The following is a 25,263-nucleotide window of genomic DNA, read 5'->3' on the forward strand; positions in this document are numbered from 1 at the left end:
GCATGCAGGATGAATTCAACGACCCGCTTTGGCGCCAGATCCTGTCTGGCGCACAAATGCTCTTTGTGGCATTTGGCGCGTTGGTGTTGATGCCGCTGATCACAGGTCTTGATCCAAACGTCGCCCTGTTCACCGCTGGTCTGGGCACGTTGCTGTTCCAACTGGTGACCGGGCGGCAGGTGCCGGTGTTTCTGGCGTCGAGCTTTGCCTTTATCACCCCGATCATTCTCGCCAAGGGCCAGTTCGGCCTGGCGGCGACCATGGGCGGGGTGATGGCGGCCGGTTTCGTTTATACCTTCATGGGGTTGGCGGTGAAGATCAAGGGCACCGGTTTCATCGACCGGCTGCTGCCGCCGGTGGTGATCGGGCCGGTGATCATTTCCATCGGCCTGGCCATGGCGCCGATTGCCGCCAACATGGCGATGGGTAAATCCGGCGATGGCGCCGAGCTGATCCATTACCAGACGGCGATGCTGATCTCGATGCCGGCGCTGCTGACCACCCTGATCGTGGCCGTGTTCGGCAAGGGCATTTTCCGCCTGGTGCCGATCATCTCCGGCGTGCTGGTGGGCTTTGCCATGGCGTTCTACTTCGGCGTGGTCGATACGGCCAAAATTGCCGCCGCACCGTGGTTCGCCCTGCCCCACTTCACCGCGCCGGAGTTCAACTGGCAGGCGATTCTGTTTATCGTCCCGGTGGCCCTGGCCCCGGCGATCGAGCATATCGGCGGTGTGATCGCGGTGGGCAGCGTGACCGGTCGCGACTACCTGAAGAAGCCCGGCCTGCACCGCACCCTGCTGGGTGACGGGATTGCCACCACGGCCGCTGGCCTGTTTGGCGGCCCGCCGAACACCACCTACGCCGAAGTGACCGGCGCAGTGATGCTGACCAAGAACTACAACCCGAAGATCATGACCTGGGCGGCAACCTTTGCCATCAGCCTGGCGTTTATCGGCAAGTTCGGCGCACTGCTGCAGAGCATTCCAGTGCCGGTGATGGGCGGGATTCTGTGCCTGCTGTTCGGCTCGATCGCCGCCGTGGGCATGAACACGCTGATCCGCCACAAGATCGACCTGGGCGAAGCCCGCAATCTGGTGATTGTGTCGGTGACGCTGGTGTTCGGGATTGGCGGTGTGCTGATCGGCACCGGCACCGGTCCGGACGATTTCGGCCTGAAGGGCATCGCCCTGTGTGCGGTGGTAGCGATTGGCTTGAACCTGCTGCTGCCGGGCAATGATGGCTGGAAGCACAAGAAGCCGGATGAGCCGTTGATCTAACCAGCACTGCAAAACTGAATGTGGGAGGGGGCTTGCCCCCGATGACGGAGTGCCAGTCGACATCTAATCGACTGATCTGCCGCTATCGGGGGCAAGCCCCCTCCCACATTGTTAGATCTTCAGTGTGACTTAGAGCTCGCCTAGGCCATCGATCAACGCCTGGTTCTGCTCCGCCGTACCGATGCTGATCCGCAGGAACTGATCAATCCGCGCCTGCTTGAAGTGCCGCACGATCACGCCCTGCTCACGCAACTTGGCCGCCAGGCCGGCGGCGTCGTGCCGTGGGTGGCGGGCGAAGATGAAGTTCGCAGCCGATGGCAACACTTCAAAGCCCTTGCCTTCCAATTGTGCGACCACCTTGTTGCGGCTGTCGATCACCCACCGGCATGTCTTCTCGAAGTACTCGCGGTCGTCGAACGCCGCCGCTGCGCCGACAATCGCCAGGCGATCGAGCGGATAGGAGTTGAAGCTGTTCTTGACCCGCTCCAGCGCCTCGATCAGGTCCGGGTGGCCCACGGCCAGGCCCACGCGCAAACCGGCCAGTGAGCGCGATTTGGACAAGGTCTGGGTGACCAGCAGGTTCGGGTAGCGATCCACCAGGCTGATGGCGGTTTCGCCACCGAAGTCGACGTAGGCTTCATCCACCACCACCACCGAATCCGGGCTGGCCTTGAGGATCTGCTCCACCGCGTCCAGGGCCAGCACGCAGCCGGTCGGCGCGTTCGGGTTGGGGAAGATGATCCCGCCGTTCGGCCTGGCGTAGTCCGCCGCGCGGATCTGGAACTGCTCATCCAGCGGCACCGCGTCGAATTTGATGCCATAGAGGCCGCAGTACACCGGATAAAAGCTGTAGCTGATATCCGGGAACAGCAGCGGCGAGTCGTGCTGGAACAGCGCGTGGAAGATGTGTGCCAGGACTTCGTCGGAACCGTTGCCGAGGAACACTTTACCGGCGTCGATCCCGTAATAGCGGGCCACGGCCTGCTTGAGCAGGTCGCTGTTGGGGTCCGGGTACAGGCGCAGATTGTCGCTCAACTCGACCTGCATGGCCGCCAGCGCCTTGGGCGACGGGCCGTAGGGGTTTTCGTTGGTGTTGAGCTTGACCAGCTTGGTCAACTTGGGCTGTTCACCGGGTACGTAAGGCACCAGCTCCTTGACGAAGGGGCTCCAGAATTTGCTCATGTCTCAGTTCCCCTTATTGTCTTCAAGGATGCGGTATTCGGCGCTCCGGGCGTGGGCGCTCAAGGATTCGCCACGGGCCAGTACCGAGGCGGTCTTGCCCAACTCGGAAGCGCCTTGTGGCGAGCAGAAGATGATCGACGAACGTTTCTGGAAGTCGTACACCCCCAGCGGCGAGGAGAAGCGCGCGGTGCCGGAGGTCGGCAACACGTGGTTGGGGCCCGCGCAATAGTCGCCCAGGGCTTCGCTGGTGTGACGGCCCATGAAGATCGCGCCCGCGTGACGAATCGACGGCAGCCAGGCCTGTGGGTCGGCCACGGACAACTCCAGGTGTTCCGGCGCGATGCGGTTAGCCACTTCGATGGCCTGCTCCATGTCGCGCACCAGGATCAACGCACCACGGCCATTGATCGACTTCTCGATGATCTCGGCGCGGTCCATGGTCGGCAGCAGCTTGTTGATGCTGGCGGCGACCTTGTCGAGGAACTCGGCGTCAGGGCTGACCAGAATCGCCTGGGCGTCTTCGTCATGTTCGGCCTGGGAGAACAGGTCCATGGCGATCCAGTCCGGGTCGGTCTGGCCGTCACACACCACGAGGATTTCCGAAGGGCCGGCGATCATGTCGATACCGACCTGGCCAAATACATGGCGCTTGGCGGTGGCGACATAGATGTTGCCGGGGCCGACCACCTTGTCGACCATCGGCACGCTTTCGGTACCGTAGGCCAACGCCGCGACAGCCTGGGCGCCGCCGATGGTGAACACGCGGTCGACACCGGCGATGCAGGCGGCCGCGAGGACCAGCTCGTTGATCTCACCGCGTGGGGTAGGCACCACCATGACCACTTCGGTCACACCGGCCACCTTGGCGGGAATCGCGTTCATCAATACCGACGACGGGTACGAGGCTTTACCGCCCGGCACGTACAGGCCGGCGCGGTCCAGCGGCGTGACCTTCTGGCCCAATACGGTGCCGTCGGCCTCGGTGTAGCTCCAGGAATCCTGTTTCTGTTTTTCGTGGTAGCTGCGCACCCGCGCCGCCGCGAGTTCCAGGGCTTCGCGCTGCGGCGCGGTGATGCGCGTCAGGGCCAGCTCCAAGCGTTCGCGGGGCAGGATCAGGTCCGACATGGACTTGACGTCCAGGCCGTCGAACTGGCGGGTGAAATCCACCAGCGCGGCGTCACCGCGCTCGCGCACGGCCTTGATGATATCGAGCACCCGCTGGTTGACCGAGTCGTCGGACACGCTTTCCCAACTCAGCAGATGATCCAGATGATGGGCGAAATCCGGGTCGGCAGCGTTGAGTCGGGCAATTGCAGTGGACGTGGTCATAGCGAGGGCCTCATAGGATTGGCAAAAACTCAGGCGCCCGAAGGTGCGCTGACGTTCAATAACGAATCGCGTTGGTGCTGTGGCCGTGCCAGGCAAGGCGCGGGACGCCGGTAAGGGATTGTTTCCTTACCAAGTCCCGCAACGCGGCATGGCGCGGCCACAGTACCAACCCGTAGGGCCTTGCCTCAAAAGGCAGGCTGCTACGCGTCGCTAGGTATTGAAAAAAAATCTTCTACTAACATAACTTGCCTTTTGGGGTAAGGCGCGATTCGTTATTGAACGTCAGCGCACCTTCCCAGCAGTCGTATCCGCTTGGGCACCTGAGAATTCTGGCTATGAGGCGGATAGACGGGCGCAGCCGTTTGGCTACGCGGGTGAGTCAACCGCGGTGTCGAGACTCCACTGCGTTGCGCAGGGTGTCGATCAACGCCTGGATACGCGCGTGCTGCATCTTCATCGATGCCTTGTTGACGATCAGCCGGGAGCTGATGTCAGCAATGAAATCCTGGGGCTCCAGACCGTTGGCGCGCAGGGTGTTGCCGGTGTCGACCACGTCAATGATCTTGTCGGCCAGGCCAATCAGCGGCGCCAGCTCCATCGAGCCGTACAGCTTGATGATATCGACCTGACGGCCTTGCTCGGCGTAGTAACGCTTGGCGATATTGACGAACTTGGTGGCCACCCGCAGGCGACCTTTAGGCTCGACATCACCGACACGGCCGGCGGTCATCAGCTTGCACAGGGCAATACGCAGGTCCAACGGCTCGTACAGGCCCTGGCCGCCGTATTCCATCAATACGTCTTTACCGGCGACACCCAGGTCGGCGGCACCGTGTTCAACATAGGTCGGCACATCGGTAGCCCGCACGATCAGCAGACGAACGTCGTCCTGGGTCGTAGGGATGATCAGCTTGCGGCTCTTGTCCGGATTCTCGGTCGGCACGATGCCCGCTTCAGCCAGAAGCGGCAAAGTGTCGTCAAGGATGCGGCCCTTGGACAGTGCGATGGTCAACATGGGAAACGTCAGTCCTTCATCAGGCTATTGCGGTCTGGTCGCAAACGGCGCCAGACACAGATCGAGGCCATTACAGCCTCGATTTGAAACACATTCAGCCGGAATACGCAATTGCACACCCCGGGCGGGCGCATCCCTGCGCCCGTGCAGCGGGGGCTAGCCCGGTACGCGGCGGATCTTCGCGCCGAGCATCTGCAGTTTTTCTTCGATGCACTCGTAGCCACGGTCTATGTGGTAGATGCGGTCGATCAGAGTGTCGCCCTCTGCACACAGTGCGGAGATCACCAGGCTGGCCGAGGCCCGCAGGTCGGTGGCCATGACGGGCGCGCCCTTGAGCTTGTCGATGCCGGTCACGATGGCCGTGTTGCCTTCGACCTGGATCTTCGCGCCCATGCGGTGCAGTTCGTACACGTGCATGAAGCGGTTTTCGAAGATGGTCTCGATCACAGCGCCGGTGCCTTCGGCAATCGCGTTCAGGGAGATGAACTGCGCTTGCATGTCGGTCGGGAACGCCGGGTACGGAGCGGTCCGCACGTTGACGGCTTTTGGCCGCTTGCCGTGCATGTTCAGCTCGATCCAATCTTCACCGGTGGTGATTTCAGCGCCGGCTTCCTTGAGTTTTTCCAGCACGGACTCAAGGATGGTCGGATCAGTGTCCTTGACCTTGACGCGGCCACCGGTGACGGCGGCGGCAACCAGGTAGGTCCCGGTCTCGATGCGGTCCGGCATCACCTTGTAGGTGGCCGAATGCAGGCGTTTTACACCTTCGACGGTGATGGTGTCGGTGCCGGCGCCGCTGATATTGGCGCCCATGGCGATCAGGAAGTTGGCCAGGTCGACCACTTCCGGCTCGCGCGCGGCGTTTTGCAAGACGCTGCGGCCGTTGGCCAGGGCAGCGGCCATCATGATGTTCTCGGTACCGGTCACGCTGACGGTATCAAAGAAGAAGTTGGCGCCACGCAGGCCGCCTTCCGGCGCCTTGGCCTTGATGTAGCCGCCTTCGACGTCGATGGTGGCGCCCATGGCTTCAAGGCCACGGATGTGCAGGTCGACCGGACGCGAACCGATCGCGCAACCGCCAGGCAAGGCCACTTCGGCTTCGCCGAAACGGGCAACCATCGGGCCGAGCACCAGGATCGACGCACGCATGGTTTTCACCAGCTCATACGGGGCGATCAGGGTCTTGATGGTGCGCGGGTCGATTTCAACCGACAGTTTTTCGTCGATCACCGGCTCAATGCCCATGCGACCGAACAGTTCGATCATGGTGGTGATGTCGTGCAGGTGCGGCAGGTTGGCCACGGTCACAGGGCCATCACACAGCAAGGTCGCTGCCAGGATCGGCAAGGCGGAGTTTTTCGCACCGGAAATGCGGATCTCGCCATCAAGGCGGGCACCACCGGTAATAATCAATTTATCCATAAGAATCTCGACGCCTTGGGGGCTCAGGTGCGCTCGGCCCAGGCCGCGCGGCTGAAAAATTTCATAGTGACCGCATGGATGCTGCCATCGGTGATCCACGGGTTCAAATGGGCATAGACCTGCTGTTGACGCTTGACCGGGCTCAATGCCGCCAGTTCATCGCTAATCACATTCAGCTGGAAGTTGCAGCCTTCGCCTTCAACTTCTACGTTCGTTTCCGGCAGCTTTCCTTCAAGGAAGCTCTTAACTTCTAGGGCCTGCATGCTCAACCTCTATCGGCGCCCAGTGCGCGCGGGTCGCACATCATACAAAAAAGCCCCGCGCCTGCGAACCCCGCATAGCAGGACTCTGACGGGGGGCTTTCTTGAATATGTGTATTAAGGATGCGCCAACAGCTCGGTCAGACCGGAAACGTCGGCAATTTCACGCATGTCATCGGGCAACGCACGAATGCTCACCGGCTTTTTGGCCGCCTCGGCGTCGCGCATGAAGCACAGCAGCAACGACAAGCCGACGCTGCTGGACTTGGTCACCGCCGAGCAATCGAGCACCAGCGACGGTGCGGTGCTCGCCTGGATCAGCGCCTGCCCCTGCTTGCGCAGGTCGGGCCCGGTGCGGTAATCCAGCACGCCGCTGAGGAACAACTCGCCGGCATCGCCGATACGAACAGCCGCCTCGGTCATTGCGCGGGCTTCCCGGCGGCTTTATCGGTCTCTTCCTTGGCCTTGGCCACTTCACCGGCCCAACCATTGATGGTCTTGTCGAGGTCGTTGCCATTGCGCTGCATCGCGTCGGCGAACTGATCACGGAACAGTTTGCCGATGTTGATGCCGTTGATGATCACGTTACGCAGCTTCCACTCACCGCTGACCTTCTCCAGAGTGTATTGCACTGGATAGATGGCGCCGTTGCTGCCCTTGACGGTCATGCCGACGCTGGTGCGATCGCCCGACTCATCCTTGGCAGGGTCGACAGTGATCCCCTGGTTGTTGTACTCGAGCAGGGCGTTGCCGTAGAACTGAAACAGGCCCTTCTTGAAGTTTTCCTGGAATGTCTGCATCTGCGCAGGTGTCGCCTTGCGCGAATACTTCACCGTCATGATGCTGCGCGAAATGCCTTCGGCATCCACGACCGGGCCGACAATGGTGTTGAGCGAGTCGTAGAACTTGGTAGGGTCTTGCTTGTACTGTTCTTTATTGGCCTTCAGGTCAGCCAGCATTCTGCTGGTCGTGTCCTGCACCAGTTCGTGCGCAGAACCTGCCGCGTTGGCCATCAACGGCAGTGCTGCAAGCAGTACCAGCAGACCACGTCGCAAGGTAGAGATCATGAACAGATTCCTCATTTAGCGTCTTTATTGACCGTATTGAGCAGGAATTTACCGATCAGGTCCTCAAGCACCAGCGACGACTGTGTGTCGTGGATGGTCGAACCATCCTTGAGCAGAGCGGTTTCCCCGCCTACGCTGATACCGATGTATTTCTCGCCCAGCAAACCTGCGGTGAGGATCGATGCCGTGGAGTCAGTCGGCAGATTATCGACCTTCTTGTCCAGTTGCATCGTCACACGCCCGGTGAAGCTGTCGCGGTCCAGATCGATCGCCGTGACCTTGCCGATGGTTACACCGGCCATGGTCACTTTAGCTCTGACAGTCAAACCCGCGATATTGTCGAAGTACGCGTAAAGTTTATAGGTATCGGCGGTGGGGCTGGCCGAAAGGCCGCTGACTCGCAGGGCCAGCAACAGTAAAGCCAGGATGCCAGCCAGCAAGAAAAGGCCGACACCGATTTCCACAGTGCGGTTTTGCATCAGAAATCTCCAAACATCAAGGCGGTCAAAATAAAGTCAAGGCCCAGTACCGCCAGCGAGGCGTACACAACGGTCTTGGTGGTGGCGCGACTGATCCCTTCTGAAGTGGGCTCACAGTCATAGCCTTGGAATACGGCGATCCAGGTCACGACAAAGGCGAAGACAATGCTCTTAATGATGCCATTGAACACATCGCCGCTGAAGTTCACGCTGTTTTGCATGTTGGACCAGTAGGAGCCTTCATAGACCCCCAGCCAGTCCACCGCCACCCACGAACCGCCCCAGATACCCACCACGCTGAAGATCATCGCCAGCAGCGGCAGGGAAATGAAGCCGGCCCACAGGCGCGGGGCAACAATGTACTTGAGCGGGTCCACGCCGATCATCTCGAGGCTGGACAACTGCTCGGTGGACTTCATGTTGCCGATTTCGGCGGTCAGCGCGGAACCGGCGCGCCCGGCGAACAACAGGGCCGTGACGACCGGGCCGAGTTCACGCAACAGCGTCAGGGCGACCATCTGCCCCACCGCCTGCTCCGAGCCGTAGCTGGACAGGATATTGAAGCCCTGCAACGCCAGCACCATGCCGATGAAAACCCCGGAAACCACGATGATCACCAGGGACATCACACCAACGGAGTGCAGTTGTTTGATCAGCAGGCCGAAGCTGCCGCCAATGCCGCCACGGCCGAGCAAGGCGTGAAACAGGAATATCGTCGAACGGCCGAGCACTTCGATGATGTCGATGCCGGAACGCCCGAAAAGGCGCACCTTTTCGATAAGAGATGTCTTGCGCATCAGCGCTTCCCCAGAAGATCTGAGCGGTAGTCCGCTGCCGGAAAATGAAAAGGCACCGGGCCATCGGGATCGCCGGTCATGAATTGGCGAATGCGCGGGTTGTCAGCGTTCATCAGTTCTTCCGGCGTGCCCTGCCCCAGTACCTGGCCATCACCGACTACATAGAGGTAGTCGGCGATGCTCGCGGTTTCGGCCAGGTCGTGGGAGACCACGATACTGGTGATCCCCAACGCATCGTTGAGCAGGCGGATCAGGCGCACCAACACGCCCATGGCGATCGGGTCCTGGCCCACGAAGGGTTCGTCATACATGAGAATCTGCGGATCGAGGGCAATGGCACGCGCCAGGGCGACACGACGCTTCATGCCGCCGGACAGTTCATCCGGCATCAGGTCGATGGCGCCGCGAAGGCCCACGGCCTGCAGCTTCAGCAACACAATGTCACGAATCATCTCGTCGGACAGTTGGGTATGTACCCGCAGCGGAAACGCTACGTTCTCGAACACATCGAGGTCGGTGAACAATGCACCGCTCTGGAACAGCACCCCCATGTGCTTGCGCGCATCGAACAGATCGCTGCGCGACAACGTCGGCAGGTTCTGGCCGTTGACCCACACTTCGCCGGCACTGGGGCGCAATTGCATGCCCATCAAGCGCAACAGGGTGGTCTTGCCGCAACCGGAAGGCCCCATGATGCCGGTGACCTTACCGCGGGGAATGCGAATATCGACGTTATTGAAGATGCTGCGCGTCCCGCGCTTGAAGGTAAGGCCCTTCAGCTCGACCGCGTAGGCGTTATCGGCACTCATCTAAACTCCTTGGGATGCAGCCTCTCACTCAGACACCACGCTTGTGACAAACGTTTGCAACGGTTGCCCAACATATAGTTAGCCACATGGGCTGGGTGGACCGAACTGGCGGCGAACTATATCACTGCTGGTACAGCGCCCCCAAGGCCGGAACAGCGCTTGTTCAGATTGGAGACAGGGAAAAACCGTTGCTTGCTATGTTACCGAGGAATGAATCTGAAGCGCCTGACGACTAAAGACTGACGAACTTGCGTGAGGGAATTGATCATTATCGTTATAATCGTCGACTTTTCGTCAGGCTATACGATTTCAGACATGAGCCAATCCAGCGATCTTATCCAATCCGCACAACGCACCATCCGCCTCGAGCTTGAAGCCGTAGAAGGCTTGCTGGCCCATATCGACGTGGATTTCGTACGCGCCTGCGAGATGATTCTGGCCAGCAAAGGCCGCGTTGTCGTGGTCGGCATGGGCAAGTCCGGTCACGTCGGCAACAAGATCGCCGCCACCCTGGCAAGCACCGGGACCACGGCGTTTTTCGTCCACCCGGCCGAAGCCAGCCACGGCGACATGGGCATGATCACCAAGGATGACATCATCCTCGCACTGTCCAACTCCGGCACCACCAACGAAATCGTGACCTTGCTGCCGTTGATCAAACGCCTGGGCATCCAGATGATCAGCATCACCGGCAACCCGGAGTCGACGCTGGCCAAGGCCGCCGAAGTGAACCTGAATGTTCATGTGACCGCTGAGGCCTGCCCGCTGAACCTGGCGCCAACCTCTTCCACCACCGCCGCGCTGGTCATGGGCGATGCCCTGGCCGTGGCGCTGCTGGAAGCACGTGGGTTTACGGCGGAAGACTTCGCGTTTTCCCATCCGGGCGGCGCACTGGGCCGACGCCTGCTGCTGAAAGTGGAAAACGTCATGCATTCCGGCGATGAACTGCCCCACGTACAGCGCGGCACCCTGCTGAAGGACGCACTCATGGAGATGACCCGCAAGGGCCTGGGCATGACCGTGATCCTGGAAGCCGACGGACGCCTGGCCGGCGTATTCACCGACGGTGACCTGCGCCGCACCCTGGACCGCACTATCGATATCCACACCGCCACCATTGATGCGGTGATGACTCCCCACGGCAAGACCGCACGCGCAGAAATGCTGGCGGCCGAAGCCCTGAAGATCATGGAAGACCATAAGATCGGCGCGCTGGTGGTGGTCGATGGCAATGACCGCCCGATCGGCGCCCTGAACATGCACGACTTGCTGCGTGCGGGAGTGATGTAAATGACCAGCGACCTGTTGCAACGCGGCAAGCACATCAAATTGGCGATTTTCGACGTTGACGGCGTGCTGACCGATGGCCGCCTGTACTTCCTCGAGGACGGCAGCGAATTCAAGTCGTTCAACACCCTCGACGGCCAGGGCATCAAGATGCTCATGGCGGCGGGCGTGCAAACCGCGATTATCAGCGGTCGGAAAACCCCGGTTGTGGAACGCCGCGCACAAAACCTGGGGATTCCTCACCTGTATCAAGGCAGGGAGGATAAACTAGTCGTTCTGGACGAGCTTCTTGGCCAACTGAACCTAAGCTATGAGCAGGTTGCCTACCTGGGCGACGACCTGCCCGACCTGCCGGTGATCCGCCGGGTGGGCCTGGGCATGGCTGTCGCCAATGCGGCGGCATTTGTTCGCGAGCATGCCCACGGCATCACCACGGCCCGTGGCGGCGAAGGCGCCGCCCGCGAGTTCTGCGAGTTGATCCTGCGTGCCCAGGGCAGCCTTGAAGCGGCCCACGCCGCCTACCTATAGAGCGTTTTATGCTGAGCAAAAAGATTCGCAACTTCCTGCTATTCGGGGTCATCGCCGCGCTGCTCCTGGCGGTTGGCTACTGGAATATCAGCCCGGAGCGCTTTCTCGACCAGCCTGTGGCGCAGGTTGACCAAGGCGCTATCGACTATTACGCCACCAATGCCTACAGCGTGCAGTTCCTGCCCGATGGCAAGGTGCAGTATGAAATGAACTCGGACAAGGTCGAGCACCTGAAAGCGTCCGAAGTCACCCTGCTGACCAACCCCGATTTGAATCTGTATCGCGGCACCGAATTCCCTTGGCACGTCACCAGCAAGCGTGGCGAAGTCAACCCGGACGGCACCGAAGTGGAACTGATCGACTCGGTGCGCGTCGCACGGACCGACGCACAGAACCGCGACACCATCATCACCAGCAGTCGCATGACCGTATTCCCACAGAAGCAATATGCGCAGACCGAGCAAGACGTTAGAATCGACGGCGCTGGCGGTGTATCGACTGGCAAGGGAATGAAAGCGTATTTGAAAGAAAGCAGGATACACCTGCTATCGAACGTAAGAGGACAGTATGAGGCTCGTTAAAACCCTCCCTATTTTGCTCAGTCTGGGCGCAGCACTGGGAAGCGTGAGCGCCTGGGCTCTGCCGAACGATAGCCAGCAACCGATCCACATTTCGGCCGACGATGCACAGCTCGATGACAAGCAAGGCGTCGCGACCTACACCGGCGGTGTGATCATTACCCAAGGCTCGATGAAGATCACCGGCAACACGGTGACACTGACTCGCACCCCTGCTGGCGACATTGACGTCGTGACCTCGGTGGGCAACCTGGCCTACTTCGAACAGAAGCAGGCTGCCACCGACACCGCCCCGATGAAGGGCTACGGCAAAACCATCCAGTATCACGCCCAGCAAAATCGCATCGTGCTGATCGACCAGGCCAAGGTACTCAGCCCCGACGGCAACTCCACGGAAGGTGAAAAAATCACCTATGACACCGTGAAGCAGGTTGCCAACGCCGGTCGCGCCAACGGCAGCAAGGTGACTGCACCGCGTCCACGTATCGACATGGTTATCCAGCCGAAGAAGAAGGCCGAGTAATGGCAACCCTGAAAGCCCAGCATCTGGCCAAGGCCTATAAAGGCCGTCAGGTCGTGCGCGACGTCAGCTTGTCGATCGACAGCGGCCAGATCGTCGGCCTGCTTGGCCCCAACGGTGCCGGCAAGACCACCTGTTTCTATATGATCGTCGGCCTGGTCCAGGCGGACCAAGGTCGCATCCTGATCGACGACCTCGACGTCAGCCACCAGCCGATGCACGGCCGTGCGCGCGCCGGTATCGGCTATCTTCCCCAGGAAGCGTCGATCTTCCGCAAACTGTCGGTTGCCGATAACATCATGGCGATCCTCGAGACCCGCAAGGAACTCGACCGCGACGGCCGCCGCAAGGAGCTGGAAAGCCTGCTGCAGGAATTCCACATCAACCACATTCGCGACAACCTCGGCATGAGCTTGTCCGGTGGTGAACGCCGCCGCGTGGAGATTGCCCGCGCCCTGGCCACTGCACCGAAGTTCATCCTGCTGGACGAACCGTTTGCCGGTGTCGACCCGATCTCGGTCGGCGACATCAAGCAGATCATCCATCACCTCAAGGCCAAGGGCATCGGTGTACTGATCACCGACCACAACGTCCGCGAGACCCTCGATATCTGCGAAACTGCGTATATCGTCAACGATGGGCAACTGATTGCCGAAGGCGATTCGGCCACGATCCTGGCCAACGAACTGGTCAAGGAAGTGTATCTGGGCCACGAGTTCCGCCTGTAAGCCTGCCTGGAAAAAAAGGCGGTGGCAGGCCGTTCGCCAAGGTGCGCGGGAGTCAATGAAAACCTCCGGATTTTTATTGTTACCGCGCTCTAGGCAAAGCCCCCGATATCAGGCATATAATTTGCTTATGTTTGGCGCTCACGCGCCCTGTCGTGGATGGCGCATTGCGCCGGCGAATAAGGTGTTAAGCCCCTGCCATGAAACCATCGCTAGTCCTGAGAATGGGCCAGCAGCTGACGATGACACCGCAGCTGCAACAGGCCATCCGCCTGCTCCAATTGTCGACACTGGACCTGCAACAGGAAATCCAGGAAGCCCTGGAGTCCAATCCGATGCTCGAACGCCAGGAAGAAGGCGACGACTTCGATAATGCAGACCCGCTGGCCGACAACATCGAGCAAAAACCCAATTCCGACGTGCAGGAACCCTCTTACCAGGAAACCGCCCCTACGGTGGACAACCTGGAGGAAGGCGAATGGAACGAACGTATTCCCAACGAACTTCCCGTGGACACCGCCTGGGAAGACGTCTACCAGACCAGCGCCAGCAGCCTGCCCAGCAATGATGACGACGAGTGGGATTTCACCACCCGCACCTCCGCCGGCGAGAGCCTGCAGAGCCACTTGCTGTGGCAATTGAACCTGGCGCCGATGTCCGACACCGATCGCCTGATCGCTGTGACCCTGATCGACTGCATCAACAACCAGGGTTATCTGGACGAGACACTCGAAGAGATTCTTGAAGCCTTCGACCCGGAACTGGACATCGAACTGGACGAGATCGAAGCCGTCCTGCACCGCATCCAGCAGTTCGAGCCCGCCGGCATTGGCGCGCGCAACCTCAGCGAGTGCCTGCTGCTGCAATTGCGCCAGCTGCCCGCCAAGACCCCTTGGCTCGTTGAAGCCCAACGCCTGGTCACCGACTACATCGACCTGCTGGGCAGCCGCGACTACAGCCAGCTGATGCGCCGCATGAAGCTCAAGGAAGACGACCTGCGCCACATCATCGAGCTGGTGCAGAGCCTCAACCCGCGCCCGGGCTCGCAGATCGAGTCCAGCGAAGCCGAATACGTCGTCCCCGATGTGATCGTGCGCAAAGACAACGAACGCTGGCTGGTGGAACTGAACCAGGAATCGGTGCCGCGCCTGCGGGTCAACCCGCAATATGCCGGTTTCGTCCGTCGCGCCGACACCAGCGCCGACAACACCTTCATGCGCAACCAGTTGCAGGAAGCGCGCTGGTTCATCAAGAGCCTGCAAAGCCGCAACGAAACCCTGATGAAAGTGGCCACGCAAATCGTCGAGCACCAGCGCGGCTTCCTTGAGTACGGCGACGAAGCGATGAAACCGCTGGTCCTGCACGACATCGCAGAAGCGGTGGGCATGCACGAATCAACGATTTCCCGGGTAACGACGCAAAAATTCATGCATACCCCACGGGGTATATATGAGCTGAAATACTTTTTCTCCAGCCATGTCAGCACCTCCGAAGGCGGCGAATGCTCGTCCACGGCGATCCGCGCAATCATCAAAAAACTGGTTGCCGCGGAAAATCAGAAAAAGCCGTTGAGTGACAGCAAGATCGCTGGTTTACTGGAGGCACAAGGCATTCAGGTCGCCCGTCGAACCGTCGCCAAGTACCGCGAGTCCCTTGGGATCGCGCCTTCCAGCGAGCGTAAGCGTTTGATGTGACGGGCAGGCCACAGCGTTCCAGTGGCAGGCATCTCTGCCTGCCGCTTTATGCACTGGCAACGAAGGAGAAGCTGTATGCAAGTCAATATCAGTGGACACCAACTGGAAGTGACCGACGCGCTGCGCACCTATATCGGCGAAAAACTCAAACGAATTGAGGGGCATTTCGACAAGATCACCAACGTGCAAGTCATTATGACTGTCGAAAAGCTGAAGCAGAAAATCGAAGCCACCTTGCGTATACCCGGCGGAGAAGTCGTCGCCAATGCTGAGCATTCTGATATGTATGCCGCCATTGACGACCTGACCGACAAGCTGGATCGCCAAATCAAAAAGCATAAGGAAAAGCAGCAGAGCCTCCTACAGGGCACCGGCCGCTAACACTCCCCACCCATGATCCGACTTGAAACCATCCTGACTCCCGGCCGTTCCCTTGTGAACGCGCCGGGGGGCAGCAAGAAGAAAGCCCTCGAACAGATTGCCAACCTGATCAGCAAACAAGTGCCTGAGCTGGAGATGCAAGATGTCTACGAGGCTCTGATTGCCCGTGAAAAACTCGGCTCGACCGGTTTTGGTAACGGCATCGCCATTCCTCACTGCCGCCTCAAAGGCTGCGAGACACCTGTCAGCGCCCTGCTGCACTTGGACGCTCCCATCGATTTCGACGCCATCGACGGTGCCCCGGTCGACCTGCTGTTCGTGTTGCTGGTCCCGCAAGCCGCCACCGATGCACACCTGGAACTGCTCCGGCAGATCGCCAGCATGCTTGACCGCAAGGAAGTACGCGACAAACTGCGCAGTGCCAGCAGCAATGAGGCGTTGTATCAGGTTGTCCTGGCTGAACAAATCGAGCAGTAATCATGCGTTTGATCATCGTCAGTGGCCGCTCCGGCTCAGGTAAAAGCACCGCCCTCAACGTTCTTGAGGACAACGGCTTCTATTGCATCGACAACCTGCCCGCCGGCCTGCTGCCGGAGTTGGCGGAGCGCGCGCTGATCCACACCGAACTGGCACAGCCACTGGTCGCCGTGTCGATCGACGCCCGCAACCTGCCCAGCCACCTCTCGCGGTTCCCGGCACTGCTTGAGGAAGTGCGCGCCAAGCACATTCACTGTGATGTGCTGTACCTGGACGCAGACGAAGAAACCCTGCTCAAACGCTTCTCCGAGACCCGTCGACGCCACCCCCTCAGCAGCCCGCATCGCTCGCTGGCCGAAGCCATCGAGGACGAGACCAAGCTGTTGGGGCCGATCATTGACCTCGCCGACCTCAAGATCAACACCACCAGCCTCAACCTGTACCAACTGCGCGATGCCATCAAGCTCCGCCTGCTGAACCAGCCCGAGCCCGGCACGGCCTTTCTGGTCGAGTCGTTTGGCTTCAAGCGTGGCATGCCGGTGGACGCCGATCTGGTATTCGATGTGCGCTGCCTGCCCAATCCTTACTGGAAGCCGGAGTTGCGGGACCAGTCGGGGCTGGATCAGCCGGTGGCGGACTACCTGGCCGCGCAACCGGATGTCGAGGAGATGTTCCAGGACATCTCCAGCTACCTGCTCAAATGGCTACCGCGCTTTGCCGCCAGCAACCGGGCCTATGTCACCATTGCCATCGGTTGCACCGGCGGCCACCACCGTTCCGTCTACCTGACCGAACGCCTGGGCCAGATGCTGCAACAAACCCTCAAGAACGTCCAGGTTCGCCACCGCGACCTTAGCTGAAAGGAACACCCCCGCGATGCCCGTTCTGGAAATTGAAATCATCAACAAGCTGGGCCTGCACGCCCGCGCCTCAGCCAAGTTCGTCGGCATTGCCGGGCAGTTCCCCTGCCAGGTTCGCGCTGGACGCACTCCGGAAACCATGGTCGACGGCAAGAGCATCATGGCGATGATGATGCTCGCCGCCGGCAAGGGCACCAAGATTCATTTGAAGACCGAAGGCGAGCAAGAGCAGGAAGCGATGGACGCCTTGACCAAGCTGATCAATAACTTCTTTGATGAGGGTGAATAAACCCACCCGACGAGACAGAGGCTGAAGCCGCAACAGCTTCAGCCCAATGCAGTATCCATCACCATCATCAAGCAAAACCCGATGCACAGTCCCAGGCTGGCGAGCTTTTCATGGCCATTGCGCCGCGATTCGGGGATCACCTCGTGAGTGACCACCAGCAGCATCGCGCCAGCAGCCAACGCCAAGCCTAACGGCAGCAGCACCTGCGCCAGACTCACCAACCAGGCACAAAGCACTGCGAATATCGGCTCGACCAAGCCCGAAGCCGCACCGATCAGGAACGCCTTGAACCGCGACATCCCTGCCCCGGCCAGCACCAACGCAATCACCAGGCCTTCGGGCACATCCTGCAAAGCGATGCCCATGGCCAGGCTGTCGGCATCCGGCATGCCGCCGCCCGCCGACACGCCAACCGCCATACCCTCCGGGATGTTGTGCGCGATGATGGCAAACACGAACAGCCAGATACGTGGCGGGATCACCGGATGCTCCGGCGTACCGACCAGCATTTCCGGGCTGGCCCCGGAGACCTTGCGATCGACCAGGTACAAGCCGAACGCTCCCAGCATGATACCAATGCTGATCAAGCCACTCGCGCCCCAAGGGCTGAGCCCCAGGCCTTCAGCGGCGGCAATGCCCGGCACGACCAACGAAAACGCCGTGGCCGCGAGCATCACGCCGGCACCAAAGCCCAGCAAGGTATCGCTCACTGCTGCCGGCATGCGCCGGATAACCAACACCGGTACGGCGCCCAACGCGGTGCCGAGCGCACAGATCGCCCCACCCTGCAGGGCCCGCAGGATGCGCGGCTCCAGGTCCAGCCAGGCGAATCCTTGAGCCACCAGCAATGCAATACCTGCCAATAGCAGCAGCGAGCCAAATGCGTAACGAAACATTCGCACGCTGCTGATCGCCAGTGTTTCAGTACCCATGGTCGGCCTTAGCTCGTGTTGTATGGCGTGATATCAGGCCAGGGCGGCCTGGTAGCGGGCGGCGACTTCCGGCCAGTTGATGACACTGTAGAAGGCATTGATGTATTCAGGACGCCGGTTCTGGTACAGCAGGTAGTAGGCGTGTTCCCACACATCCAGGCCGAGGATCGGTGTGTTGCCGCTCATCAGCGGGCTGTCCTGATTGCCGCTGCTCTCCACCACCAGGGTCTTCTGCGGGGTCACGCTCAACCAGGCCCAGCCGCTGCCGAAGCGGGTCAATGCGGCCTTGGTGAAGGCCTCCTTGAAGCTGTCGAAACCGCCCAGTTGCTCATCGATCGCCTGGCCCAGCGCGCCATCGGGTTTGCCGCCGCCTTTGGGTGACATCACCGCCCAGAACAACGAATGGTTGGCATGCCCACCGCCCTGATTGATCACCGCGGCGCGCAGTTGCTTGGGCAGTTGCTGGACGCTCGACACCAGCCTCTCTACCGGCCAGCCCGCAAACTCGGTGCCCTCCACGGCGGCATTGAGGTTGTTGATGTAAGTCTGGTGGTGCTTGGTGTAGTGAATTTGCATGGTTTGCGCATCGATATGCGGTTCCAGGGCATCGTAGGCGTAAGGCAAGGCAGGCAAGGTGTAGGACATATCAGTGTGCTCCGTATTGAGGAGGGGTCGGTTGCGCCGCAGTACCGCCCAGCAAGCGATGGGTACGGGGGTATTCGCCGTGATCGCTGATGAAATTCAACAGTTCGACGTAGGTCTTGCTGCTCTGGCGCAACGCCGCGTCGCGCAGTTGCGGGCTGAGGCGCTGGTCCTGCAGCGCCTGTAACAGCCGTTGGTGGATGGCACAGAGGTATTCCGCGCTTTCTTCCGGCTGGTTCAGGCGCAGGTGCAGGTCCGCCAGGTTGTGATGGGAAATGACGCAAGCCGCCACTGCTTCGTCGGCGTTCGCCCAGCGCTCGAACAACACTTGAGCCAGAGCCAGGGCTTGTAAATAGGCTTCGCGAGCGTCGACCAACTCGCCCTGCATAAAGCAGCGATTGGCCCGTTCGATCGTGCGTTTCCAATGCTCCATGGTCAGCCTCCAAAGCAGGGTCGGTGATTACACGCCGCCGGCCGTGAGCTTTTCCGGGTCCAGCAGGACTTCCAGTTGGCTACGCGGCAAGTCGGTGTGCTCGAGGGCGACATCAATCACCGGGCGACCTTGCTGATAGGCTTGCTTGGCGATTTCAGCGGCCTTTTGGTAACCAATGATCGGGTTGAGTGCGGTCACCAGGATCGGATTGCGCGACAACGCTTCCTTGAGCTTGGCCTCGTTGACCTTGAAACTGGCAATGGCCTTGTCCGCCAGCAGGCGGCTGGAATTGGCCAGCAGTTCGAGGCTGCCGAGCAGGTTCTGGGCGATGATCGGCAGCATCACGTTCAGCTCGAAGTTGCCGGATTGCCCGGCAATGGTGATCACCGTGTCATTGCCGATGACCTGTGCGGCGACCATGGCCGTCGCTTCCGGAATCACTGGGTTGACCTTGCCCGGCATGATCGAAGAACCGGGCTGCAACCCTTCCAGTTCGATTTCGCCCAAGCCAGCCAGGGGCCCGGAATTCATCCAGCGCAAGTCGTTGGCGATTTTCATCAATGACACAGCGATCGCTTTCAACTGGCCGGAGACGGCGACGGCGGTGTCCTGGGAGCCGATCAACGCGAAGAGGTTCTTGCCCGGCGTGAATTGCACACCGGTCAGGCTGCTCAGCTGCTGGCTGAAACGCAGCGCAAACTCCGGATGCGCGTTGATCCCGGTACCGACAGCCGTGCCGCCCTGGGCCAGGGCTTGCAGGCTGGGCAACAGGTCCTGCAGGTGCGCAATATTGGCCTTGAGCTGCTGCGCCCAGCCATTGAGCACCTGGCTCATACGCACGGGCATGGCGTCCATCAGGTGCGTGCGACCGGTCTTGATGAAGGGGTGGACCTCTTCGGCCTTCCGTTCGATGACCTGCACCAGATGCAGCAACGCCGGCAGCGTTTGCTCATGCAGCACCAACGCCGCACTGACGTGGATGGTGGTCGGGATGATGTCGTTGCTGCTTTGGCCACAGTTCACGTGATCGTTGGGGTTGACCGCCTCACCGAGCAAACGGCTGGCCAGGGTCGCGATCACTTCGTTGGCGTTCATATTGGAACTGGTGCCGGAACCGGTCTGAAAGATATCCACCGGAAAGTGCGGCATGAAGTCACCGTCCAGCAAGCCCAGGGCAGCATCGACAATGGCCTTGCCCTGCCCTTCGCTGATCTGCTTGAGGTCGACGTTGACCTTGGCCGCTGCCACTTTGGCCAGGATCAACGCACGAATGAACGGCGCCGACATGCGCTGGTGGCTGATCGGAAAGTTGTTCACCGCGCGCTGGGTTTGCGCGCCGTACAAGGCCTCGGCGGGGACTTGCAGTTCACCCATGCTGTCGCGTTCGATACGGTTATTACTCATCGGAAGATCCTTGCACCCAGTCAGAAACGGAAATCGAAGGCAGCAATTCGCACGTCGCCAATTGCCAGGCAAAGGCCTGCCAGCGCTTGAGGCGGCAGGCACAGTGGGAGAGTGTTTCCAGGTCGCGCAGCGGGCGCCAGGCCTGGTCCAGGCACTGGGACCGCCAATGCCACGGCAAGGCAATGTCCGTGGCGGTGTCGATCAGCAGGCGGAAAGCCGTTTCAGCGATCGTCCATGGATGAGTCGCGGTGCAACAGGCGAGGTATCGACCTTCATTGAGGTAATGTTCGATCAGGCGCGGTTCATTGGGCTCGAGGCAGCAGCGAATCTGACGACTCATCCAACGCCAGCTTTCCAGGTAGGGGTCCTCATGCAGGACAGCATTCATGATCCGCACTCATTCGATAATGATATTTATTATTAAATGATATTGATAATCAACACAAGAGTGGCAAGCCAATCAACCGGGAATGCAGCCACAAAAAAAGGCGCGCCATCCTGCAGATGGCGCGCCTTTTGGTGAAGCGTCGGAAGGATTAACTGCCGGCGACTGTCATCCGCTCGATCAGGACCGAACCTGTGCGGATATTGCTGCGCAGTTCCAGGTCGTTACCCACGGCAACGATCTGCTTGAACATGTCGCGCATATTGCCGGCGATGGTCACTTCCTGGACAGCAAACTGAATCTCACCGTTTTCTACCCAGAAACCCGCCGCGCCACGGGAATAATCACCGGTGACCATGTTCAAGCCCTGACCCATCAATTCAGTCACCAGCAGGCCACGCCCCATGCGTCGCAACAGCGCCGCCTGGTCTTCCTCGCCGTGGGTCACGAACAGGTTATGCACGCCGCCAGCGTTCGCGGTGCTCGGCAGGCCCAGTTTGCGCCCGGCATACGTGCCCAGCACGTAGGAAACCAACTCACCGTTTTCGACGAACGGCTTGGCATAGGTCGCCAGGCCATCGCCGTCGAACGACGAACTGCCCATGGCCCGCATCAGGTGCGGACGCTCGTCGATGGTCAGCCACTGCGGAAACAGCTTCTGGCCAATCGCACCTTCGAGGAACGACGATTTGCGGTACAGGTTGCCGCCGGAAATCGCCCCCAGGAAACTGCCGAACAGACCGCCGGCCAGCTCCGCCGAAAACAGCACCGGCACTTCACAGGTCGGCACCGGGCGCGCGCCCAGGCGGCTCGCGGCACGTTGCGCGGCACGCCGGCCAATGCTGACCGGGTCGGCCAGCAACTCGCCCTGACGGTTCACGTCGTACCAGTAATCGCGCTGCATCTGGCCGTTGGCTTCGGCGATCATCACGCAACTCAGGCTGTGGCGCGTCGACGCATAACCGCCGATAAAACCATGGCTGTTGCCGTACACGCGGCAGCCCTGGTGGGTGCTCAAGGTGGTGCCGTCGGCATTCTTGATCCGCGGGTCGGCATCGAACGCCGCAGCTTCGCAGGTCAGCGCTTGTTCGATGGCTTGTTCCGGGGTGATGTCCCAGGCATGGAACAGGTCGAAATCCTGCAGATCCTTGGCCATCAACGCCTTGTCGGCCAGGCCCGAGCTTTCATCCTCGGACGTGTGCTTGGCAATCGCCAATGCGGCGGCCACCGTCTCGCGAATCGCTTCCGGCCCACTCGCCGAGGTGCTGGCCGAGCCTTTGCGCTGGCCGACGTACAAGGTGATGCCAAACCCCTGGTCGCGGTTGAATTCGACGGTTTCGACTTCCCGCTGACGTACCGACGTCGACAGCCCCTGCTCCAGGGACACAGCCACCTCGCAGGCACTGGCCCCCTGGCGCTTGGCCTCGGCAAGGATCTGCTCGACTTGTTCCTGCAGTGCCGGTAACGCTTGCGGACCGACGCTTTGGGCTGCACTCATGGTTTTCTCCACTCAAATTCTGCTTTCGGTTAAGGCCATCGAGCGACCGGGCCGGACAAGCGGCCCCCGACTGGTTATCATGGCGGCGTTTCTTTGCGGACTGCCACCATGGTTGATTCTTACGACGACTCCCTCGATGGGGAGAAAAGCAAAACCCAGGTCAAACGCGAGCTGCATGCTCTGGTTGACCTCGGCGAGCGCCTTACAACGCTCAAGCCGGACTTGATTGCAAAACTGCCTCTGACCGACGAAATGCGCCGGGCTCTGGCGGATGCACCCAAGCACACCGCGAATATCGCGCGTAAACGGCACATCATGTTCATCGGCAAGCTGATGCGCGATCAGGACACTGACGCGATTCTGACCCTGCTCGATCAACTCGATGCCTCCACTCGCCAGTACAACGAACGCTTCCACAACCTGGAACGTTGGCGTGACCGCCTGATCTCGGGCGATGACGCGGTGCTGGAGAAATTCGTACTGGACTACCCGGACGCGGACCGCCAGCAACTGCGCTCCCTGATCCGTCAGGCCCAGCACGAACTGGCGCAAAACAAGGCGCCGGCCACCAGCCGTAAAATCTTCAAGTACATCCGTGAGCTGGACGAGACTCAACGCGGCCTGCGTTGATCCTCTTCCCCGGGTGGCGGTCTTCGCCACCCGAAGCTCCCGCTCTTACGACCCCGTGCCACCCACGGTGATCGCATCAATTTTCAAGGTTGGCTGACCCACGCCCACCGGCACCGACTGCCCATCCTTGCCGCACGTACCCACGCCGCTGTCCAGTGCCAGGTCGTTACCGACCATCGACACCTTGCTCATCGCTTCCGGCCCGTTACCAATCAACGTCGCGCCTTTGACCGGCACGGTAATCTTGCCGTCTTCGATCAGGTACGCCTCGCTGGTGGAGAACACGAACTTGCCGCTGGTGATGTCCACCTGGCCGCCGCCGAGGTTGGCGCAGTAGATCCCGCGTTTGACCGAGGCGATGATTTCCGCCGGGTCACTTTCGCCAGCGAGCATGTAAGTGTTGGTCATGCGCGGCATCGGCAGGTGCGCGTAGGATTCGCGACGGCCGTTACCGGTACGCGCCACGCCCATCAGGCGGGCGTTGAGCTTGTCTTGCATGTAACCCTTGAGCACGCCGTTTTCGATCAGCGTGGTGCATTCGGTCGGCGTGCCTTCGTCATCGATGTTCAACGAGCCACGGCGACCGGCCAGGGTGCCGTCATCGACAATGGTGCACAGCTTGGAGGCGACCATCTCGCCCATGCGCCCGCTGTAGGCCGAACTGCCCTTGCGGTTGAAGTCGCCTTCCAGGCCATGGCCCACGGCTTCGTGGAGCAGTACGCCAGACCAGCCCGAGCCCAACACCACCGGCAAGGTGCCAGCCGGTGCGGGGATGGCTTCCAGGTTGACCAGCGCCTGGCGCAGCGCTTCACGGGCATAACCCATGGCGCGGTCCTCGGCGAGGAAATAACGGTAGTCGGTACGCCCGCCGCCGCCGTGCCCACCGCGCTCGCGGCGGCCGTTCTGTTCGACGATCACGCTGACGTTGAAACGCACCAGCGGCCGCACATCCGCCGCCAGGCCGCCGTCGGTGGACGCCACCAGGATGCGTTCCCACACCCCGGCCATGCTCACCGTGACTTGCTGGATACGCGGGTCGAGGGCGCGGGTCGCGGCATCGATACGCTTGAGCAGATCGACTTTTTCTGCGCGGCTGATCACTTCCAGGGGGTTATCCGGCGCGTACAACTGGGCCACGTCCTGGGTGCTGAATGCCTGCACCGTACCGTTCTGGCCGGCGCGGGAAATCGAACGGGCAGCCCGGGCGGCCAGGCCCAAGGCTTCCAGGGTGATCGCGTTGCTGTAGGCGAAACCGGTTTTCTCACCGGATTGCGCGCGCACGCCGACACCCTGGTCGAGGTTGAAACTGCCTTCCTTGACGATCCCGTCTTCCAAAGCCCACGACTCGGAAATCTGCCCCTGGAAATACAGGTCGGCCGCGTCGATGCCCGGCCCGGCCAGATCGCCCAGCACGGTTTGCAGGCTTTCGATGGTCACGCCACCGGGTGCCAGGAGATGTTCGCTGACTGAGGACAACAACTCGCTCATAGGTTTGGCCTTAAATTCATCGTTCTGAAGCAGGCCGCTGCGCGCCCTGCGAGAAAAAGCGCCGGTGGTTGACCACCGGCATGCGCGCCCGTATCGACGCCTGTTCACTGCTGTCGCGTTCGGCCAGCAACACCGCTTCGCCTTGATCCTGTTGCGTCAGTACGCGCCCCCAGGGGTCGACAATCGCCGCGTGGCCATAAGTCTCCCGTGGCCCCGGATGCACCCCGCCCTGGGCGGCCGCCAGCAGATAACACTGGGTCTCGATGGCCCGCGCGCGAATCAACACATCCCAATGGGCGGCGCCGGTGACCGCGGTGAAGGCCGAGGGCGCGGTAATCAGTTCCGCCCCCGCCGCGCGCAACTCGCTGTACAACTCCGGGAAGCGCAGGTCGTAACACACCGTCAGGCCCAAGCGGCCGACCGGCGTATCCGCCACCACAACGTTGCTCCCGAAAGCATAGTCATCGGATTCACGATAGCGACCGCGCGCGTCCGCCACGTCGACATCGAACAAATGCAGCTTGTCGTAGCGGGCGACGATCTCGCCATGCTCATCGATCAGCAACGAGCAGGCGTTAGCCTTGGCGTTCGGTTGATCCTTGGGCGGCAGCGGCAAAGTGCCAGCCACTATCCATAAGGTGAGGTCGCGGGCGGTCTGTTTCAACCATGGCAGGATCGGTCCTTCACCCAACGCCTCGGCGCGGCCGATGTCAGCCACATCGCGGCGGCCCATGGCGGCGAAGTTTTCCGGCAGCACCGCCAGCCGCGCCCCCTTTGCCGCCGCTTGCTCCAGCAGGCGCCGGGCCTGGGCCAGGTTGGCCAGCACATCGCTCTGGCTGACCATTTGAATTACCGCAAAGGACATGGGCCGACAC

30 protein-coding genes are annotated in these 25,263 nt (G+C 60.8%); 12 read left to right on the plus strand and 18 right to left on the minus strand.

Annotated elements, in window-relative coordinates; translation table 11 throughout:
* Window positions 1-2: 2 nt before the first annotated feature.
* Complete coding sequence (locus tag ACVWZP_RS15695) at window positions 3-1,277, plus strand: uracil-xanthine permease family protein (protein ID WP_457369918.1); 1,275 nt, start codon at window positions 3-5, stop codon at window positions 1,275-1,277.
* 129 nt (window positions 1,278-1,406) lie between these two features.
* Here the strand turns inward: ACVWZP_RS15695 and hisC are convergent, their stop codons facing one another.
* The 10 genes from hisC to ACVWZP_RS15745 form a co-directional block, all read right to left on the minus strand.
* Window positions 1,407-2,459 (minus strand): histidinol-phosphate transaminase, encoded by a 1,053-nt coding sequence (hisC, locus tag ACVWZP_RS15700; protein ID WP_057004259.1) that lies wholly within the window; start codon window positions 2,457-2,459, stop codon window positions 1,407-1,409.
* A 3-nt stretch (window positions 2,460-2,462) separates the two neighbouring features.
* Window positions 2,463-3,788 (minus strand): histidinol dehydrogenase, encoded by a 1,326-nt coding sequence (gene hisD / locus ACVWZP_RS15705; protein WP_017845969.1) that lies wholly within the window; start codon window positions 3,786-3,788, stop codon window positions 2,463-2,465.
* Window positions 3,789-4,167: 379 nt separating this feature from the next.
* Window positions 4,168-4,803, minus strand: coding sequence for an ATP phosphoribosyltransferase (hisG, locus tag ACVWZP_RS15710; RefSeq protein ID WP_017845970.1), 636 nt, complete (start codon window positions 4,801-4,803; stop codon window positions 4,168-4,170).
* Window positions 4,804-4,959: 156 nt separating this feature from the next.
* Window positions 4,960-6,225 (minus strand): UDP-N-acetylglucosamine 1-carboxyvinyltransferase, encoded by a 1,266-nt coding sequence (gene murA / locus ACVWZP_RS15715; RefSeq protein WP_017845971.1) that lies wholly within the window; start codon window positions 6,223-6,225, stop codon window positions 4,960-4,962.
* Between the two features lie 23 nt (window positions 6,226-6,248).
* Window positions 6,249-6,488 carry a BolA family protein gene (locus tag ACVWZP_RS15720; RefSeq protein ID WP_017845972.1) on the minus strand — a complete coding sequence of 80 codons (240 nt, stop codon included), beginning with the start codon at window positions 6,486-6,488 and terminating at the stop codon, window positions 6,249-6,251.
* A gap of 114 nt (window positions 6,489-6,602) precedes the next feature.
* Window positions 6,603-6,908: an STAS domain-containing protein gene (locus ACVWZP_RS15725; RefSeq protein WP_017845973.1), complete on the minus strand. Its 306-nt coding sequence runs from the start codon at window positions 6,906-6,908 to the stop codon at window positions 6,603-6,605.
* Complete coding sequence (locus ACVWZP_RS15730; protein ID WP_046384674.1) at window positions 6,905-7,552, minus strand: MlaC/ttg2D family ABC transporter substrate-binding protein; 648 nt, start codon at window positions 7,550-7,552, stop codon at window positions 6,905-6,907. The genes ACVWZP_RS15725 and ACVWZP_RS15730 overlap by 4 nt, the downstream gene beginning before the upstream one ends.
* Before the next feature lie 11 nt (window positions 7,553-7,563).
* Entirely contained in the window at window positions 7,564-8,031 is a 468-nt protein-coding gene (gene mlaD, locus ACVWZP_RS15735) for an outer membrane lipid asymmetry maintenance protein MlaD (RefSeq protein ID WP_017845975.1), read from the minus strand.
* Window positions 8,031-8,828, minus strand: a complete 798-nt coding sequence (mlaE, locus tag ACVWZP_RS15740) for a lipid asymmetry maintenance ABC transporter permease subunit MlaE (RefSeq protein ID WP_017845976.1) — start codon at window positions 8,826-8,828, stop codon at window positions 8,031-8,033. Before mlaE ends, mlaD begins: the two co-directional genes overlap by 1 nt.
* Window positions 8,828-9,637 (minus strand): ATP-binding cassette domain-containing protein, encoded by an 810-nt coding sequence (locus ACVWZP_RS15745; protein WP_003171811.1) that lies wholly within the window; start codon window positions 9,635-9,637, stop codon window positions 8,828-8,830. Before ACVWZP_RS15745 ends, mlaE begins: the two co-directional genes overlap by 1 nt.
* Window positions 9,638-9,952: 315 nt before the next feature.
* Between ACVWZP_RS15745 and ACVWZP_RS15750 the strand changes: the two genes are divergently transcribed.
* The 10 genes from ACVWZP_RS15750 to ACVWZP_RS15795 all read left to right on the plus strand — a co-directional run bounded on the left by ACVWZP_RS15750 (window position 9,953) and on the right by ACVWZP_RS15795 (window position 16,976).
* Complete coding sequence (locus ACVWZP_RS15750) at window positions 9,953-10,927, plus strand: KpsF/GutQ family sugar-phosphate isomerase (RefSeq protein WP_017845977.1); 975 nt, start codon at window positions 9,953-9,955, stop codon at window positions 10,925-10,927.
* The gene (locus ACVWZP_RS15755; protein WP_017845978.1) at window positions 10,928-11,452 is read left to right on the plus strand and encodes a KdsC family phosphatase; all 525 of its coding nucleotides are present in this window, start codon (window positions 10,928-10,930) and stop codon (window positions 11,450-11,452) included.
* 8 nt (window positions 11,453-11,460) lie between these two features.
* The gene (gene lptC, locus ACVWZP_RS15760; RefSeq protein ID WP_046384675.1) at window positions 11,461-12,033 is read left to right on the plus strand and encodes an LPS export ABC transporter periplasmic protein LptC; all 573 of its coding nucleotides are present in this window, start codon (window positions 11,461-11,463) and stop codon (window positions 12,031-12,033) included.
* Window positions 12,020-12,553 carry a lipopolysaccharide transport periplasmic protein LptA gene (gene lptA, locus ACVWZP_RS15765; protein ID WP_457369919.1) on the plus strand — a complete coding sequence of 178 codons (534 nt, stop codon included), beginning with the start codon at window positions 12,020-12,022 and terminating at the stop codon, window positions 12,551-12,553. Before lptC ends, lptA begins: the two co-directional genes overlap by 14 nt.
* Complete coding sequence (gene lptB / locus ACVWZP_RS15770) at window positions 12,553-13,278, plus strand: LPS export ABC transporter ATP-binding protein (protein ID WP_017845981.1); 726 nt, start codon at window positions 12,553-12,555, stop codon at window positions 13,276-13,278. The genes lptA and lptB overlap by 1 nt, the downstream gene beginning before the upstream one ends.
* A gap of 197 nt (window positions 13,279-13,475) precedes the next feature.
* A complete protein-coding gene (locus tag ACVWZP_RS15775; protein WP_026139902.1) occupies window positions 13,476-14,969 on the plus strand; it encodes an RNA polymerase factor sigma-54 in 1,494 nt (497 codons plus the stop codon).
* A 75-nt stretch (window positions 14,970-15,044) separates the two neighbouring features.
* Window positions 15,045-15,350, plus strand: coding sequence for a ribosome hibernation-promoting factor, HPF/YfiA family (hpf, locus tag ACVWZP_RS15780; RefSeq protein WP_017845983.1), 306 nt, complete (start codon window positions 15,045-15,047; stop codon window positions 15,348-15,350).
* A 12-nt stretch (window positions 15,351-15,362) separates the two neighbouring features.
* Entirely contained in the window at window positions 15,363-15,827 is a 465-nt protein-coding gene (gene ptsN, locus ACVWZP_RS15785) for a PTS IIA-like nitrogen regulatory protein PtsN (RefSeq protein WP_057004257.1), read from the plus strand.
* Window positions 15,828-15,829: 2 nt separating this feature from the next.
* Entirely contained in the window at window positions 15,830-16,687 is an 858-nt protein-coding gene (gene rapZ / locus ACVWZP_RS15790) for an RNase adapter RapZ (protein WP_017845985.1), read from the plus strand.
* A 16-nt stretch (window positions 16,688-16,703) separates the two neighbouring features.
* Entirely contained in the window at window positions 16,704-16,976 is a 273-nt protein-coding gene (locus ACVWZP_RS15795; RefSeq protein ID WP_017845986.1) for an HPr family phosphocarrier protein, read from the plus strand.
* A 38-nt stretch (window positions 16,977-17,014) separates the two neighbouring features.
* Here the strand turns inward: ACVWZP_RS15795 and ACVWZP_RS15800 are convergent, their stop codons facing one another.
* From ACVWZP_RS15800 to pmbA, 6 genes are all read right to left on the minus strand, one after another.
* Window positions 17,015-17,908 (minus strand): ZIP family metal transporter, encoded by an 894-nt coding sequence (locus ACVWZP_RS15800; protein WP_046384678.1) that lies wholly within the window; start codon window positions 17,906-17,908, stop codon window positions 17,015-17,017.
* A gap of 33 nt (window positions 17,909-17,941) precedes the next feature.
* A complete protein-coding gene (locus ACVWZP_RS15805) occupies window positions 17,942-18,553 on the minus strand; it encodes a superoxide dismutase (protein ID WP_457369920.1) in 612 nt (203 codons plus the stop codon).
* Window position 18,554: 1 nt separating this feature from the next.
* A complete protein-coding gene (locus ACVWZP_RS15810; protein WP_017845989.1) occupies window positions 18,555-18,983 on the minus strand; it encodes a hypothetical protein in 429 nt (142 codons plus the stop codon).
* A 27-nt stretch (window positions 18,984-19,010) separates the two neighbouring features.
* Window positions 19,011-20,387 (minus strand): class II fumarate hydratase, encoded by a 1,377-nt coding sequence (locus ACVWZP_RS15815; protein ID WP_457369921.1) that lies wholly within the window; start codon window positions 20,385-20,387, stop codon window positions 19,011-19,013.
* The gene (locus ACVWZP_RS15820) at window positions 20,380-20,775 is read right to left on the minus strand and encodes a hypothetical protein (protein ID WP_057004254.1); all 396 of its coding nucleotides are present in this window, start codon (window positions 20,773-20,775) and stop codon (window positions 20,380-20,382) included. Before ACVWZP_RS15820 ends, ACVWZP_RS15815 begins: the two co-directional genes overlap by 8 nt.
* A gap of 148 nt (window positions 20,776-20,923) precedes the next feature.
* Window positions 20,924-22,270, minus strand: a complete 1,347-nt coding sequence (pmbA, locus tag ACVWZP_RS15825; protein ID WP_017845992.1) for a metalloprotease PmbA — start codon at window positions 22,268-22,270, stop codon at window positions 20,924-20,926.
* A gap of 108 nt (window positions 22,271-22,378) precedes the next feature.
* Between pmbA and yjgA the strand changes: the two genes are divergently transcribed.
* Complete coding sequence (yjgA, locus tag ACVWZP_RS15830) at window positions 22,379-22,900, plus strand: ribosome biogenesis factor YjgA (RefSeq protein ID WP_010567685.1); 522 nt, start codon at window positions 22,379-22,381, stop codon at window positions 22,898-22,900.
* A 45-nt stretch (window positions 22,901-22,945) separates the two neighbouring features.
* Here yjgA and tldD read toward each other — a convergent pair whose 3' ends face one another.
* Window positions 22,946-24,388, minus strand: coding sequence for a metalloprotease TldD (tldD, locus tag ACVWZP_RS15835; RefSeq protein ID WP_046384681.1), 1,443 nt, complete (start codon window positions 24,386-24,388; stop codon window positions 22,946-22,948).
* Window positions 24,389-24,404: 16 nt separating this feature from the next.
* Complete coding sequence (locus tag ACVWZP_RS15840) at window positions 24,405-25,253, minus strand: carbon-nitrogen hydrolase family protein (RefSeq protein WP_017845994.1); 849 nt, start codon at window positions 25,251-25,253, stop codon at window positions 24,405-24,407.
* Window positions 25,254-25,263 lie beyond the last annotated feature (10 nt).

The sequence above is a fragment of the Pseudomonas sp. TE36184 genome (genome assembly GCF_054060055.1).

Excerpts from the sequence above, each read along its gene's own strand:
- ACVWZP_RS15805 (WP_457369920.1), bottom strand. The coding sequence starts at position 18,553 with ATGTCCTACACCTTGCCTGCCTTGCCTTACGCCTACGATGCCCTGGAA.
- ACVWZP_RS15800 (WP_046384678.1), bottom strand. The coding sequence starts at position 17,908 with ATGGGTACTGAAACACTGGCGATCAGCAGCGTGCGAATGTTTCGTTAC.
- ACVWZP_RS15730 (WP_046384674.1), bottom strand. The coding sequence starts at position 7,552 with ATGATCTCTACCTTGCGACGTGGTCTGCTGGTACTGCTTGCAGCACTG.
- lptB (WP_017845981.1), top strand. The coding sequence starts at position 12,553 with ATGGCAACCCTGAAAGCCCAGCATCTGGCCAAGGCCTATAAAGGCCGT.
- ACVWZP_RS15750 (WP_017845977.1), top strand. The coding sequence starts at position 9,953 with ATGAGCCAATCCAGCGATCTTATCCAATCCGCACAACGCACCATCCGC.
- ACVWZP_RS15795 (WP_017845986.1), top strand. The coding sequence starts at position 16,704 with ATGCCCGTTCTGGAAATTGAAATCATCAACAAGCTGGGCCTGCACGCC.
- ACVWZP_RS15725 (WP_017845973.1), bottom strand. The coding sequence starts at position 6,908 with ATGACCGAGGCGGCTGTTCGTATCGGCGATGCCGGCGAGTTGTTCCTC.
- ACVWZP_RS15820 (WP_057004254.1), bottom strand. The coding sequence starts at position 20,775 with ATGAATGCTGTCCTGCATGAGGACCCCTACCTGGAAAGCTGGCGTTGG.
- ACVWZP_RS15695 (WP_457369918.1), top strand. The coding sequence starts at position 3 with ATGCAGGATGAATTCAACGACCCGCTTTGGCGCCAGATCCTGTCTGGC.
- ACVWZP_RS15775 (WP_026139902.1), top strand. The coding sequence starts at position 13,476 with ATGAAACCATCGCTAGTCCTGAGAATGGGCCAGCAGCTGACGATGACA.
- lptA (WP_457369919.1), top strand. The coding sequence starts at position 12,020 with ATGAGGCTCGTTAAAACCCTCCCTATTTTGCTCAGTCTGGGCGCAGCA.
- mlaD (WP_017845975.1), bottom strand. The coding sequence starts at position 8,031 with ATGCAAAACCGCACTGTGGAAATCGGTGTCGGCCTTTTCTTGCTGGCT.
- ACVWZP_RS15720 (WP_017845972.1), bottom strand. The coding sequence starts at position 6,488 with ATGCAGGCCCTAGAAGTTAAGAGCTTCCTTGAAGGAAAGCTGCCGGAA.
- ACVWZP_RS15755 (WP_017845978.1), top strand. The coding sequence starts at position 10,928 with ATGACCAGCGACCTGTTGCAACGCGGCAAGCACATCAAATTGGCGATT.
- hisD (WP_017845969.1), bottom strand. The coding sequence starts at position 3,788 with ATGACCACGTCCACTGCAATTGCCCGACTCAACGCTGCCGACCCGGAT.
- hpf (WP_017845983.1), top strand. The coding sequence starts at position 15,045 with ATGCAAGTCAATATCAGTGGACACCAACTGGAAGTGACCGACGCGCTG.
- murA (WP_017845971.1), bottom strand. The coding sequence starts at position 6,225 with ATGGATAAATTGATTATTACCGGTGGTGCCCGCCTTGATGGCGAGATC.
- yjgA (WP_010567685.1), top strand. The coding sequence starts at position 22,379 with ATGGTTGATTCTTACGACGACTCCCTCGATGGGGAGAAAAGCAAAACC.
- tldD (WP_046384681.1), bottom strand. The coding sequence starts at position 24,388 with ATGAGCGAGTTGTTGTCCTCAGTCAGCGAACATCTCCTGGCACCCGGT.
- ptsN (WP_057004257.1), top strand. The coding sequence starts at position 15,363 with ATGATCCGACTTGAAACCATCCTGACTCCCGGCCGTTCCCTTGTGAAC.
- rapZ (WP_017845985.1), top strand. The coding sequence starts at position 15,830 with ATGCGTTTGATCATCGTCAGTGGCCGCTCCGGCTCAGGTAAAAGCACC.
- ACVWZP_RS15840 (WP_017845994.1), bottom strand. The coding sequence starts at position 25,253 with ATGTCCTTTGCGGTAATTCAAATGGTCAGCCAGAGCGATGTGCTGGCC.
- mlaE (WP_017845976.1), bottom strand. The coding sequence starts at position 8,828 with ATGCGCAAGACATCTCTTATCGAAAAGGTGCGCCTTTTCGGGCGTTCC.
- hisC (WP_057004259.1), bottom strand. The coding sequence starts at position 2,459 with ATGAGCAAATTCTGGAGCCCCTTCGTCAAGGAGCTGGTGCCTTACGTA.
- lptC (WP_046384675.1), top strand. The coding sequence starts at position 11,461 with ATGCTGAGCAAAAAGATTCGCAACTTCCTGCTATTCGGGGTCATCGCC.
- pmbA (WP_017845992.1), bottom strand. The coding sequence starts at position 22,270 with ATGAGTGCAGCCCAAAGCGTCGGTCCGCAAGCGTTACCGGCACTGCAG.
- hisG (WP_017845970.1), bottom strand. The coding sequence starts at position 4,803 with ATGTTGACCATCGCACTGTCCAAGGGCCGCATCCTTGACGACACTTTG.
- ACVWZP_RS15810 (WP_017845989.1), bottom strand. The coding sequence starts at position 18,983 with ATGGAGCATTGGAAACGCACGATCGAACGGGCCAATCGCTGCTTTATG.
- ACVWZP_RS15815 (WP_457369921.1), bottom strand. The coding sequence starts at position 20,387 with ATGAGTAATAACCGTATCGAACGCGACAGCATGGGTGAACTGCAAGTC.
- ACVWZP_RS15745 (WP_003171811.1), bottom strand. The coding sequence starts at position 9,637 with ATGAGTGCCGATAACGCCTACGCGGTCGAGCTGAAGGGCCTTACCTTC.